This window comes from Primorskyibacter sp. S187A, assembly GCF_049800955.1.
Classification (GTDB): Bacteria; Pseudomonadota; Alphaproteobacteria; order Rhodobacterales; family Rhodobacteraceae; genus JAKVBH01.
This window is the reverse complement of sequence record NZ_JBNAGA010000002.1, coordinates 631,828-643,990: the sequence shown is the minus strand read 5'-3', so window position 1 is coordinate 643,990 and position 12,163 is coordinate 631,828. Positions and strand designations below refer to the sequence as shown.

At 58.9% G+C, this 12,163-nt stretch carries 13 protein-coding genes; 2 read left to right on the top strand and 11 right to left on the bottom strand.

The annotated features are described in order from the left end of the window. Positions 1–10 precede the first annotated feature (10 nt). The 5 genes from ACP15S_RS14060 to ACP15S_RS14040 all read right to left on the bottom strand — a co-directional run bounded on the left by ACP15S_RS14060 (position 11) and on the right by ACP15S_RS14040 (position 5,580). The gene (locus ACP15S_RS14060; protein WP_425040269.1) at positions 11–1,213 is read right to left on the bottom strand and encodes a GNAT family N-acetyltransferase; all 1,203 of its coding nucleotides are present in this window, start codon (positions 1,211–1,213) and stop codon (positions 11–13) included. Positions 1,214–1,243: 30 nt separating this feature from the next. Further along, positions 1,244–1,996 (bottom strand): glycerophosphodiester phosphodiesterase family protein, encoded by a 753-nt coding sequence (locus ACP15S_RS14055; protein ID WP_425040268.1) that lies wholly within the window; start codon positions 1,994–1,996, stop codon positions 1,244–1,246. Then, a complete protein-coding gene (locus ACP15S_RS14050) occupies positions 1,993–2,457 on the bottom strand; it encodes a RidA family protein (RefSeq protein ID WP_425040267.1) in 465 nt (154 codons plus the stop codon). The genes ACP15S_RS14055 and ACP15S_RS14050 overlap by 4 nt, the downstream gene beginning before the upstream one ends. Before the next feature lie 85 nt (positions 2,458–2,542). Next, the gene (locus tag ACP15S_RS14045) at positions 2,543–3,847 is read right to left on the bottom strand and encodes an HlyD family type I secretion periplasmic adaptor subunit (protein ID WP_425040266.1); all 1,305 of its coding nucleotides are present in this window, start codon (positions 3,845–3,847) and stop codon (positions 2,543–2,545) included. Further along, complete coding sequence (locus ACP15S_RS14040) at positions 3,844–5,580, bottom strand: type I secretion system permease/ATPase (protein ID WP_425040265.1); 1,737 nt, start codon at positions 5,578–5,580, stop codon at positions 3,844–3,846. The genes ACP15S_RS14045 and ACP15S_RS14040 overlap by 4 nt, the downstream gene beginning before the upstream one ends. Positions 5,581–5,742: 162 nt before the next feature. On the opposite strand from ACP15S_RS14040, the gene ACP15S_RS14035 reads away from it, so the two are divergent. Both ACP15S_RS14035 and ACP15S_RS14030 read left to right on the top strand, forming a co-directional pair. Next, on the top strand, positions 5,743–6,519 hold the full coding sequence (locus ACP15S_RS14035) for an MlaA family lipoprotein (RefSeq protein WP_425040264.1): 777 nt from the start codon (positions 5,743–5,745) through the stop codon (positions 6,517–6,519). A 3-nt stretch (positions 6,520–6,522) separates the two neighbouring features. Beyond that, positions 6,523–7,116, top strand: coding sequence for an MlaC/ttg2D family ABC transporter substrate-binding protein (locus ACP15S_RS14030; RefSeq protein ID WP_425040263.1), 594 nt, complete (start codon positions 6,523–6,525; stop codon positions 7,114–7,116). 6 nt (positions 7,117–7,122) lie between these two features. Here the strand turns inward: ACP15S_RS14030 and ACP15S_RS14025 are convergent, their stop codons facing one another. Genes ACP15S_RS14025 through ACP15S_RS14000 form a run of 6 tightly spaced genes read right to left on the bottom strand, consistent with a single transcriptional unit; the run spans position 7,123 to position 12,108 of the window. After that, the gene (locus ACP15S_RS14025; RefSeq protein ID WP_425040262.1) at positions 7,123–7,449 is read right to left on the bottom strand and encodes a DUF3775 domain-containing protein; all 327 of its coding nucleotides are present in this window, start codon (positions 7,447–7,449) and stop codon (positions 7,123–7,125) included. 59 nt (positions 7,450–7,508) lie between these two features. Then, a complete protein-coding gene (locus ACP15S_RS14020; protein WP_425040261.1) occupies positions 7,509–8,240 on the bottom strand; it encodes an SDR family NAD(P)-dependent oxidoreductase in 732 nt (243 codons plus the stop codon). Beyond that, positions 8,237–8,797: a DUF3833 family protein gene (locus ACP15S_RS14015; protein WP_425040260.1), complete on the bottom strand. Its 561-nt coding sequence runs from the start codon at positions 8,795–8,797 to the stop codon at positions 8,237–8,239. Before ACP15S_RS14015 ends, ACP15S_RS14020 begins: the two co-directional genes overlap by 4 nt. Positions 8,798–8,801: 4 nt before the next feature. Further along, positions 8,802–10,055 (bottom strand): MFS transporter, encoded by a 1,254-nt coding sequence (locus tag ACP15S_RS14010; protein WP_425040259.1) that lies wholly within the window; start codon positions 10,053–10,055, stop codon positions 8,802–8,804. Beyond that, complete coding sequence (locus ACP15S_RS14005; RefSeq protein ID WP_425040258.1) at positions 10,052–10,813, bottom strand: DUF1365 domain-containing protein; 762 nt, start codon at positions 10,811–10,813, stop codon at positions 10,052–10,054. The genes ACP15S_RS14010 and ACP15S_RS14005 overlap by 4 nt, the downstream gene beginning before the upstream one ends. Beyond that, entirely contained in the window at positions 10,810–12,108 is a 1,299-nt protein-coding gene (locus tag ACP15S_RS14000) for an NAD(P)/FAD-dependent oxidoreductase (protein WP_425040257.1), read from the bottom strand. The genes ACP15S_RS14005 and ACP15S_RS14000 overlap by 4 nt, the downstream gene beginning before the upstream one ends. Between the last annotated feature and the right edge of the window lie 55 nt (positions 12,109–12,163).

The following is a 12,163-nucleotide window of genomic DNA, read 5'->3' as shown; positions in this document are numbered from 1 at the left end:
CTTCTCCTTTTCAGTCGTGCTCTTGCACATCGGCGCGGCGGAAGGGTCCGTATTCCGTGAGGATCTCGATCTCCTGATCCACGGCGCGCGCCTCTGACACGAGATAGTCCTCCACGGCCTTGGCGAAACCTTCATCCCCGATCCAATGCGCGGAATAGGTTGGCGCGGGCATGTAGCCGCGCGCCAGCTTGTGTTCACCTTGCGCACCCGCCTCAACACGATCCAGACCACGCCCGATGGCCGCCTCGATAGCGCGATAATAGCACAGTTCGAAATGCAGGCAGTCATGATGCTCCACGCATCCCCAATAGCGCCCAAAGAGCACATCACGACCAATGAAATTCAAAGCCCCCGCAACGTAGCGCCCCTCACGCTCCGCCAACACAAGCAGCATGTCATCGCGCATCGTCTCCTGTGCGATGTCAAAGAACTGACGCGTCAGATAGGGCGTGCCCCATTTGCGCGCACCCGTGTCTTGATAAAAGGCCCAGAACGCATCCCAGTGTTCCGGCTGGATATCATCACCAGTGAGCATATGGATCACACCGCCAAAGGCATTGGCCCGCGCGCGTTCCTTGCGGATCGTCTTTCGCTTGCGCGAAGAGAGATCGGCCAGGAAGGCCTCAAAATCCGTGTAGCCGTCGTTGACCCAATGAAACTGCTGCGTGCGGCGCGCCAAGAGCCCCATTTGGTTCATCGCGTTTTGCTCGTCTTCGGTGCAAAAAGTGATGTGAAGCGACGACAGCTTGTTTTGCGCAGCCACCTGTACCGCGCCCTGGATCAATGCAGATTGACCCTCGCTTTCAAAGCCGGGCTTGGCAAGCAGTCTTCGGCCGCTGGCAGGTGTGAAAGGAACGGTAATCTGAAGCTTCGGGTAGTAGCGCCCACCCGCGCGCTCATAGGCATGGGCCCAGGAATGGTCGAAAATATACTCTCCCTGCGAATGCCCCTTGGCATACATGGGAGCCACGGCAATGGTCTTGCCCGCCAACTTCGCGCTCAGATAATGCGGCTGCCATCCCGTGCCGGGACCGACGGAACCGCTATCTTCCAGCGCGGCCAGAAAGCGAAAGGTCGTGAACGGATCGCGTGGTGCGCCGCCATCCTCAGCTTCGGGACACGCGCAGGCATCCCAAGCGGCCTGCCCGATCGCGTGCACCGATCGATGGGTTTCAATCTCGATTTGGGTTTCTGGCGCCGCGCTGTCATCCATGCCGCAGAGGTGGCGCAGGTCTGGCGCGCTTCAAGGGGTGTAGCCTTCAAAGGTGATCGTATCGGCGTAACGACGCGCGGCCGCCTCCTCATTTGCGGAACGGATTGTCCAGCATAGGACGGGGTAGCCCGCGTCGATCACACGGGCGACCTCTGGGGAGGTGAGATCGTCCGCCTGATGACTGATAAAAGAGGCTTCAATGTCTTCCATCATGGAAAACCGCGCATGGGCCGCGCGCCGCGCCTGCGGCACCTGCGGCCAATCGGCTTCGCCAAAGGCACATGTGGTCAAACCACGCGGCACATCCGGGGCGGCATCGCGCATGCAGGCAACGGAATGCGGATTGAAGGACATGACGGCCAGCGGCCCCTCATAGGTATGCACACAGGCCGCAACAGCCTCTTCCAGCAGACCAACATTCGGGCCAAGCGCGCCGTCCTGATCCTTGATCTCAACAAGCAACGGCACGCGCCCGGCCACAATCTCCAGAACTTCCGACAGGGTGGGGACGCCCTCTCCGGCGCCACCCAACAAGGGCAAGCGTGCAAGCCTGTCAGCACTTTCGCTCGTCACAGGCCCTGGCTTTCCGGTCAATCTCTCCAGCGCATCGTCATGAAAAACCATCGCAACGCCATCCGCGGAGGGCTGCACATCGATTTCGATACCGTAGCCGGCTTCAACGGCGGCCTTGACCGCTGACATGGAATTTTCAGGACGACCGGCGCCATGCAGTCCGCGATGTGCGAAGGCCTGGTTCAAAAAGCCGGCAGGCAGCGCGATCATGTGAGCTCGAAGATCCCTTCGATCTCAACCGCTACATTGAGCGGAAGAGCACCAGCCGACACCGCGGATCGTGCATGTCGGCCTGCGTCGCCCAGAATCTCCACAAGCAGATCAGAGCAACCATTGATCACCTTGGGCTGGTCCGCAAAATCAGGCGCAGAGTTCACAAATCCCGTCAACTTGACGACGCGCTTGAGCCGCGACAGATCACCGCCACATGCCGCACGCACCTGCGCGAGCAGGCTCAGAGCACAACATGCCGCCGCATCCGCCCCTGCCGCGACATCCAGATCAACGCCAACTTTCCCGGTGATCAATCCGTCTGCGTTCTGGCTGATCTGGCCCGAGACGTAGAGGGTTTGACCAACTTGCACGTAGGGCACATAATTAGCGGCTGGCGCCGGGGCATCGGGCAAGCTCAGACCAAGCTCCGCCAGACGTGTTTCAACAGAATTACTCATGGATATTCCTCGCAGTTGGATCAGGGACGTCATCCGTACGCCCGTTGGGCGCGACGCTAGACCGCCGGTCTGGCGGCTGCAAGCATCAGCTTTCGCGGAATGCGCGCGCGAAATAATCCTGCAAGGGTTTCACCAGATACGTCAGCGGTGTGCGATCGTCCGTGCGGATAAATGCCTCTACGGGCATGCCCGGGATGAGCTGCGTGCCTTCGGGGAATTTCGCGAATTCCCCTTCTTTCAGCACGATCTCGGCCCGGTAGAAGGGCATCCGCGAGATATCATCCACGAAGGCATCAGCCGAAATACGCTGTACTTCGCCATACATCTCCGGCGTCTCCCGCGACGGCAGCGCGGGAAACCGAAGCAAAACCTCCTGCCCCAAAGTGATCTCATCAATATCTATCGGTGCCACTTGCGCGGCGATCAGCAGGGGGCGGTCTTGGGGGACAATGTAGAGAAGCGGATCGGCCGGACGGATCACCGCACGCTGCGCAAAAACCGAAAGATCATACACGATGCCGGAGACAGGCGCGCGGATATCGAGCCGGTCCAACCGTTCCGACAATTGCGCCCGCTCTTCGCGCAGCTGCCCTTCCCGCACAACAAGATCACGCAGTTGTGTGATCGCCTCTTCGCGTCGCTGGCTGGCCAGCCTGAGCACAGCCACCTCGATTTCGGATTGCTGGCCACGAGATTGCGCCACTTGCGCAACAAGCTGACCGCGCTGACCTTCAAGACGCGCGGCCTCGCGTTCGAGTGCGAGCACCCGGCCTTGCTGCGTCAGTCCCTGGTTCAGAAGCCGTTGCTGATCGCCCAGTTCTTTCTGGATCAACTCCAGTTGACGCGTGAGGGCGACGCGCTGTGCCTCCAGGCCTTCAATCTGCCGGTCGATCTGCCCGGATTGCTGATTGAGCTGCCGAATTTCACCCTGCACGGATGCACCGCGCGCCTCGAAGAGCCGCAATTGCCCTTCCATCAATTCGGCAATGTCGGGGCGCGAGGGCGCGAGATCGCGCAACTCCGTATCAAACTCTCCAACCGCAGCCTCGCCGTCGCGTTCGGCAACCAAGCGCGCCTTACGGGCCAAAAGGTCAAAGAGCTCAGCTTCAACGGAGGCCTTTTGGGATTGCAGCAACGTGCCATCGAGCCGGATCAGCACATCGCCAGCGGCGACACGATCGGCCTCGTCGATCACAACCGTCGCCACAACACCGCCATCGGGATGTTGCACGACTTGCCGGTTTTGATCGACTTCGATCTGTCCACTGGCGATGACGGCGCCGGAAATCTGGCTCAAGGCGGCCCAACTTCCGAAGCCGCCGACAAGTGCCAGCAAGGCAATAAGGCCGACCAGCATCGGCGCGCGCATGGGAAAGGCCTTGGTACTCATGAAACGCCTGCTCCTTTGCCATCAGCGCGTTGGATCTGTTTGGCGTTTGTCACCGTTTTTTGCAGCACCTCATCGCGAGGGCCAAACGCGGTGCGCGCGCCCTGATCAAGGACGAGGAGCAGATCGCACTCCCGGATAGCATCTGGCCTATGCGCCATGATGAGGGCGCAGCCACCGCGCGCCTTTTGCGCGCGAATGGCCTGATTCACGGCCTGCGTGCCTTCATTGTCCAGATTGGAATTCGGCTCGTCGAGCACGAGCAGAACCGGTTCGGAATACAAGGCCCGCGCCAGACCGATCCGCTGCATCTGACCGCCCGATAAACGACCACCATGCTGGTCCACACGGGTGTCATATCCATCGGGAAACTTGAGGATCATTTCGTGAGCAGCAGCCGTTTTGGCCGCTTGCACGATTTTCTCAGGATCTGGTGTTTCGCTGAGTTTGGCGATGTTATCAGCAATCGTGCCATCAAAAAGCTCAACCTTCTGAGGTAGATAACCAACATAAACCCCAAGCGCTTCAGGATCGTATTGATCGAGCGTCGCCCCATCAAGGCGGATACGCCCGCCCGCCGGACGCCACAGCCCCGTCAAGGCGCGCGCAAGCGTGGTCTTGCCAGCACCCGAGGGACCAATGACGCCAATCGCCTGCCCCGGCTTCAACCCAAAGCTCACCATGCGCAACGAGGCCTGCTGTTCCCCGGGGGGCACGACAGTCAATTGCTGGACTTCCAGTTTGGCTTGCGGCGCGGGCAGCGGCGTGCGCTGAGGCTCCACCGGCACATCGCCCAACAGCTCTTCCAAAGCGGTCCAACCCTGGCGTCCGCGCTGCGCCATGGGCCATTGGCTCACCATGATTTCAATGGGCGCCAAGGCGCGCCCCAGAAGGATGGAGCCTGCAATCATAGCGCCCGGCGTCAACTGGTCCTGCAAAACCAGATAAGCCCCGAGCCCCAGCATGGCCGATTGCAAGAAGAGCCGAAACGACTTTGTCAGTGACGTGAACCCGCCGGACAGGTCCGTTTGATCAATCTGGCCCCGCAACGTCAGCATCCGGGCTTTCTTCCAGCGCCGCAGAGCCGCATCGATCATGCCCATGGACTGGATCATCTCAGCCTCGTTGCGCAGCGAATTTGCCATGCGATCCGATACGGCAGCGTGACGCGCTGTTCCGGCAGTAGGCCGCCGCAAGAGTAATTGTGCCGTAAGGGCAATCGCGATCAACACCGCGCCACCGCCCACAGCCAACATCCCCAGCCAGGGATGGAACAAGGCGATGCCAAACAGGAAAATGGGCGTCCACGGCAAATCAAAAAACGCAAGAAAAACAGGCGATGTCAGATAGCGCTGATAGGCCTCCAGGTGAGACATGCCTGACGCCTGACCGCCATCCATTTTTCGCGCCGCCGCCTTGAGGGACGCGCGAAAAACCCGATCATCAAGATCGGCCTGAAAACGCGCACCCACACGGCCCATCACACGACCACGGGCAAAATCGAGAACGCCCATAACGCCATAAAGAAACAAGACAATCACGGTGAGCGCCAGGAGAGTTGCCTCGGATCGGCTGGAGAGAACACGATCATAGACCTGCAACATATAGAGCGGCCCGGTGAGCATGAGCATGTTCGCAAAAAAGCTGAATATGCCAACAAACCAGAAAAACGCCCGGCTGCGCCTGCGCGCCTCGAGCAGTTCTTCCCGGCCTGCCATATTATTGCTCTTTTGCATGTCTATCAGCCCATTATTAACCGTGCCGTTCTGGCCTTCTCAGACCCGAGGCATTACCCTGTCGCTGCCTGGTCACAAGACCGTGTCAATTGCGAGCGGTGCACTGGGCAATAACTTCGGAACACTTAGATAAACCCTATTAACAACAGCTTGAGAAAACCAGTGTCCAATACCTCAACCGGCCTTATTCAGCGCATCGTTTCTCGTGGCATGCTTCTTGCCGCGCTGGCGATCACTGCGGCGTGCACCACGCCAGAAACGGTGGGCCATGACGGCGTTGGTGTATTTGATCCCTACGAGGCGGAAAACCGCCGCATTCACGCGTTCAACAAGGGGCTCGACAGCAATGTCGTCAAGCCGTTGGCGACAACGTATGATGCGGTTTTAATAGACTCCATGGAGGACAGCGTCAGCGCATTTGCGAGCAATCTTTCCGTGCCCGGGTCGGTCATTAATCAGGTTTTGCAAGGGGATTTGCCCGCAGCGACGCGTCAGACTGTGCGCTTCACGCTTAATTCCACGTTGGGCATTGCCGGCTTGTTCGACATTGCAACAGACCTTGGCGTTCCCGAAGAAGAGGCGGATTTTGGCCAAACGCTGGCCGTTTGGGGCTTGCCGCAGGGCACTTACCTCGAATTGCCCGCGCTGGGACCTGCCAGTGAACGGGATGCCGCCGGCAAGATCGTTGATTTCGCGCTCAATCCGCTGCGTGGGTTGGAGCAACCGGCCGCTGGTATTGCCACCGGTGCGCGGATTGGCGCGCGTTTGGGACAGCGCGGGCGATTTGGCTCGACGATCGACTCGGTACTCTATGAAAGTGTCGACAGCTATGCCACGACACGGGATATTTATTTGCAAAACCGCGCTTTTGAACTCGGGGAAGCCGCTACAGATGTCGAAGACAGCGAAGACCCCTACGCCGATATTTTTGGAGAATAAGAGATGCAACGCCGCCATTTCCTGGCTTTGACAGCCGCCACGACACTGACCACTTTTTCTGCGACGCCTTCGCTTGCGCTGAACGAATCCAGCGCGAAGCGGCTTGTGAACGGGCTTGTCGGCGAGATCAACCGTGTGATTGCTTCAGGCAAGTCGGCCAATGCGATGTATTCGGACTTCGAGCGCATTCTTGGCCGCTACGGCGATATGGCAACCATCGCCCAATCCACGCTTGGCGCTGACGGCCGCAATGCCCCCGCTGCGACCAAGCGCGCCTACAAAAAAGCGCTGCAGGGTTACATCGCACGCAAATACGGCAAACGCTTCCGCGAATTTATTGGCGGTGAGATTGAAGTCCGTGGCGTGAAGCGCGTCAAACGCTACTACGAGGTCAACGCGGTGGCCAAACTCCGCGGCCAATCGCCTTTCGCCTTGGATTTCATGGTCTCTGACCGATCGGGCAAAGAGCTGTTTTTTGACATGAAGATTGAAGGCGTCAGCCTGCTTTTGACGGAGCGCCGCGAGATTGGCGCCCTGCTTGACCGAAAGCGCGGCGACATCGCAGCGCTTACGGCAGATCTCAAAAAGATGGGATAGCCGGGGCTAGGTATGCCCCATCAGAGCATCTTCTTCCTCTGACACATCGAGGCCAAGGATGTTCATGCCTTCTTCAAGATGGTCAGACAGATGCGGCGTCCCGATCAGGTAATCGGCAGTCGGGGTTGAGGCCTGATTGGACGCGGTCGAGAGAGCTTCAGCCAGATCTTCGGCCTCAAACGCCCCGCGCCCGATCCACATCACAGCCACCAGCGCGACCTGCTCCTCCTCTGTCAGTCGCTCGACAAAACCACGCAATTCGCCTTCTGCACGATCCAGTTCCCGGCCCATCAGAACCACTTGTGCCACCTTATGGCCCGAAATATCCAACATCTCGCATCTCCCACAGCGTGGAATCAGCATGCTGGCAAAATGGTCGAGCGTCTTTGATCTTACGCAAATAGCCGATAGTAGAGCCAATCCGGCATGAACTGGCTCGCGCGGAAGAGCCAGGAGAACATGGTCGGGAAGCTCTTCTTGAAATGGTCCGTGCACATATGCTCGAACATCTCGCGCGCTGCGGCCTCGGGCTCCATGATGAACGGCATCGAGAATTCGTTCTTGTCAGTCAAGCGCGTGCGGATGAAGCCCGGGTTGGCCAGTTGGACCTTAACCCCGGTGTTCCTGAGATCCGCGTAGAGGCTTTCGGCCATGACCATGGTGCCTGCCTTTGACGCGGCATAGCCCTGCGCGCCGGGCAGTCCGCGAAAGCCCGACAGCGAGCCCGTAATCACGATATGGCCGGCATCGCGTTCGGCGAAGTCTCGCACAACGCTGCCGATGACCCGGGCCGTGCCGGTGAAATTGACATCGCACATCATCTCAACCTCGCCCGCATCCCAGGCCTGCGCAGCTTGCGGCCAGTAGACCCCGGCCAGCATCACAACGCCGTCCAGATCACCAGCCTCCGCGCGCGCGGCCTCAACGCTCGCGCGATCCGACACATCACAGGCCACGGCATGTGCCGGGCCGGGAAGCTCTGCCACGAGAGCGGCAAGTTTGTCCGCATTGCGGGCAGACAACACAAGCTCCACACCCGCGCGGCTCATCACATGGGCCAGCGCCTCACCAAGCCCTTCACTTGCACCAACCAACCAGTAGCGCTTGCCCTGCCATTCACTCACGCGACGTCCTTTCTCCGCATGGTTGCCACCAATTCCGCAACCTTGATTCCGAACTTCCGGAATTGGGAACGGTTCACGATTGTGCCATTGGGGGCGAGATACATCCAATCCGTCGTGTCGAGCACGTGACCACCGGCGTCTTCCGGCAGACGGATCTTGTAGTTGAGCTGAACGGCAGACCCCATTTGTGTGCCAGTGCCATCACCGACAACATCATCGGCCAAAGCACGGATCCGCCCATCATTGCCCAGTGTCAGGCGCCATTCGCGATGTTGCTCCGTGCCATCAGAATACCGGAAGTGCTCTTTCATTACACCGGTATTGCCATTCCATTCGGCCTCGAAATCACCCACGAAACGGGACGTGACGCGGCCCGTTGGCCCGTAGATCACCCCTTCGCAGACAATGGGACCATTGAGATGCGTCCGCAGGTCGATTTGCTCGCCTTCGGCATAATCGCTGGCGGTTTGCGCATCAAAGTCGAAGTATTTCCTTTTCAGATACCCCAAAACGATCATCAGGGCACATCCAAGCAAGACATAGGCTATTGCTTCCATGGACTTAATCCTCTTCCAGAGGGGTGGCGCATAACAACCCTATGGCCACCAGTTTCAGAAGGATGGGAACGCCAGCGTAAAAGAAGGTCAGAGCGTTCAGTGAAGAGCTAGTGTTTTGAGCGCCACTGGCAAAACCAGCCGCCTCCAACGCAGGCAAGAGCGTGACCGCCGCGAATGCCAACGTGAATTTCGAAACAAAGGCCCAAAGGCCAAAGCCTTCCGCGCCGCCGGGCGAAATGGTCTCGAGCCGTTTGGCAAAGGCTGCCGGCAGGAGCGTCATGTCAGCGCCAAGCGCCGCGCCAGAGGCTGCACAGATGAGCGCAAAGCCCATGACATCGCCAGAGCCCAGCAGAAAGACGAAAGAAAACGCGAGGATCGACAGGCCCATGGCAAAGAGCAAGACGGGCCGTGTGCCGAAGCGCTCCGCCAGCCCCGTCCAGATCGGCGCGGTGATCGCGGCAAAGACAAAGAAGAGAAGCAGTAAAGCCCCCTCCATGCCGGGCGCATCCAAACGGCTTTCGACGAAGAAGAGAAACAGCGTCGAGGAGACTGCAACCGGGGCGGCATTCACAAACGCAATAATGAGAAGCTTGCGCGCCTGTGGATCACGCAGCACCGTAGCAAAGCCATTAGGCGGCCCTTCTGGTGCTTGCGAAGTCCATTCCCTCGCCATCGCGACAAGGGCCAGGACCACCAATCCGGCGAATAGCGCCGCAAAAGCTGCGAAAGGCGCGTCAGAGACGTTGATCAACAAAACCGGAGCAATGGCCGCAAGGCAAACGCCCAACAGAGCACCTGTCTCGCGCCACCGCGCAAGACGCAGGTGCCCCGAGCCACCGAGAGCATGCGCCTTGGCCACACCCTCCGCGTAGAAGTTGATCGTGAGCAGGCTGAAGCCCGAGAAAACACCCGTCAGCATCAGAGCAAACCACCACAAAGGCGAAATGGGCGGCGCCACGGCAAAAAGACCGTACATGGACGCCGCCAGAACAATCCCGCCGAGGCTCACAAGCCCGCGGCGCCATTTGCGCAACTTATGCGATGCCCATCCCAACGCAGGATCTTGCACAACATCAAGCAACCGCAACGCAAAGAGGACCGATCCAAGCGCCGCCAGCGACACGCCATAGCTGTCCACATAGAACTTCGGCGCGTGAATATAGAGCGGCAACCCCGCCGCCGCGAGCACACCCGCAAACAGAGAATAGGCCCCGAGACGGGGCCTTTCTGCGATTTGGCTGGGCGTGGTCACTGTCACTGAGAGACCTCACTCACTGGCGGCTCGGGCCGATCCCGATACCGCGCGCCTTTCCACCAGAGTTTGAACGCCTGCCAGTGGATCAGCCCCAGAACACGGCGCGAGCCAAATGGCCTGCGGAAAACCGCGCCCAGGATCGAACGATTGCTCATTTCCCGGCGTTCGCCACACAGCGTCGCGATCAGGCCGCCTTTGCCCGACGAATAATCGATCCAGATGCCAATGCGCTCTGCCTTGATGTCGAACCGGAAGACATATCCACCTTCGATTGGCTGGAACGGAGACACATGAAAAATCTTTTCCGCGCGCAACTTGTCCTGCGGCTCAATGGGCCGAAGGTCGGGATGATAGCACAGGTAAGAATGACGATCGCCGAATGTATTCGTCACCTCGGAAATCACAGCGCGCAGGTTCATCTCCGCATCGTAGGCGAGCCAAAAGCTGACCGGATTGAAGACATGGCCCAGCACGCGCGGCTGCGCGAGCAACATCAGCGGCCCATCCAGATGAATCTGATGCGCTTCCAAAACCTCACGCGCCCAGGGCGCACCCCGGCCTGCGCCCGGTGTCCCGCCATGATCACGATCCAGAAGAGAGGTCAGCCCACGTCCGTTACGCCGAAAGAGCGCAGGCGTGCGCAGATCTTTTGCCTCGGCATCAAGCATGACGAAATCCACAGAGTAGCGGAACGCATTGCCGATCGCGCCCCGGCGCCCGTGCCACGTGTGGCCTGCGATATGATCCACATGCTGCATCATTCTGCGGCCACCTGAAGGCGTGTCTCTGCGCGAATGCGCTCCACGACATCGACGGCAGAGGACAAACCATCTTCGTGGAACCCGTTTTTCATCCAAGCGCCACAGAACCAGGTACGGTTGGTGCCATTGAACGCGCGCACCTCTTCCTGCGCAGACAGCGCGGCAAGATCATAAACCGGATGGCGCAGCGTGACCTGATCGTAAATGAGCTCCTCCCGAATGGGCCGCTTGGTGTTGAGCGTGACAAACATCGGGTCACTCTCCGGGATCGGCTGCAGTTTGTTCATCCAGTAGGTCAGATCAATGCGATCTGCGCTCGGGTTTTCGTCTTCGACATAGTTCCAGGACGACCACGTGATCTTCCGCTTGGGCATGATGCTTTCATCGGCATGCAACACGACGTCGTTCGGTTGATACTTGAAGTTGCCCAAAGCGCGTGTCTCATCTGGGCTTGGATCGCTCAGCAGCTTCAAACTGTCGTCGGAATGCGTCGCGAACACGACCTCGTCAAACCGCTCCCATTCCCCACCCCAGGCTTTGATCTCAACACCAAACCCATCGCGCCGCACGGATTGCACGGGACTTGCCAGACGAATATCGACCCCACGCTTGCGCATCGATGCTTCCAGTCGGCTCACATAGGCAACGCTGCCGCCATCGACAGTATACCATTGATGCTGGCCGGAATGATGCAAGAGCGCGTGGTTTTCGAAAAACTGGACAAGCGCATGGGCCGGAAAGTCCATGATCTTTTCAATGGGCGTTGACCAGATCGCGCCTGAGAGCGGCAACAAGTAATACTCGCGAAAATAATCCCCCATCCCCAACTGATCGAGGAACGCGCCGAGGGGCACCGTGCGATCCTGCGCGGCATCCAACGCCTTGGCATTGAACCTCATGATATCCTTGACCATTCGCAGAAACTTGGGGTTGAGCGCATTTTTCTTTTGCGCAAACAGCGCGCCCAGAGATGCGAGGCCATATTCGATCTTGCCGCCCTGCAGCGAGGCCGAGAATGACATATTGGATTTGGTGACAGGCACATCCAGCTCAGCAAAGAGCGCAGCAAGGTGGGGATAATTGGCATAGTTGAAGACGATGAAACCGGTATCCACAGGCTGATTCCCGTTCTTCCCAGCGATTTTCGTACGCGCGTGCCCGCCCAGGCGAGGCTCGACTTCAAAAAGCGTTACAGAATGATCAGCCGCGAGCATATGCGCAGCACCCATGCCTGAAATTCCAGCACCGATAACGGCAATCGACTTTGAGGCATTGCCCCGTGGTTCAAACGGCATGGTATTTTGCGTCCTTAGCGTGTCTAGTTTTGTTGACGGTTATTACGTGCACGGA

Coding starts and splice junctions, on each gene's coding strand:
- ACP15S_RS14030 (WP_425040263.1), top strand. CDS start 6,523: ATGCAACGCCGCCATTTCCTGGCTTTGACAGCCGCCACGACACTGACC.
- ACP15S_RS14005 (WP_425040258.1), bottom strand. CDS start 10,813: ATGATGCAGCATGTGGATCATATCGCAGGCCACACGTGGCACGGGCGC.
- ACP15S_RS14015 (WP_425040260.1), bottom strand. CDS start 8,797: ATGGAAGCAATAGCCTATGTCTTGCTTGGATGTGCCCTGATGATCGTT.
- ACP15S_RS14055 (WP_425040268.1), bottom strand. CDS start 1,996: ATGATCGCGCTGCCTGCCGGCTTTTTGAACCAGGCCTTCGCACATCGC.
- ACP15S_RS14060 (WP_425040269.1), bottom strand. CDS start 1,213: ATGGATGACAGCGCGGCGCCAGAAACCCAAATCGAGATTGAAACCCAT.
- ACP15S_RS14025 (WP_425040262.1), bottom strand. CDS start 7,449: ATGTTGGATATTTCGGGCCATAAGGTGGCACAAGTGGTTCTGATGGGC.
- ACP15S_RS14045 (WP_425040266.1), bottom strand. CDS start 3,847: ATGAGTACCAAGGCCTTTCCCATGCGCGCGCCGATGCTGGTCGGCCTT.
- ACP15S_RS14040 (WP_425040265.1), bottom strand. CDS start 5,580: ATGCAAAAGAGCAATAATATGGCAGGCCGGGAAGAACTGCTCGAGGCG.
- ACP15S_RS14000 (WP_425040257.1), bottom strand. CDS start 12,108: ATGCCGTTTGAACCACGGGGCAATGCCTCAAAGTCGATTGCCGTTATC.
- ACP15S_RS14050 (WP_425040267.1), bottom strand. CDS start 2,457: ATGAGTAATTCTGTTGAAACACGTCTGGCGGAGCTTGGTCTGAGCTTG.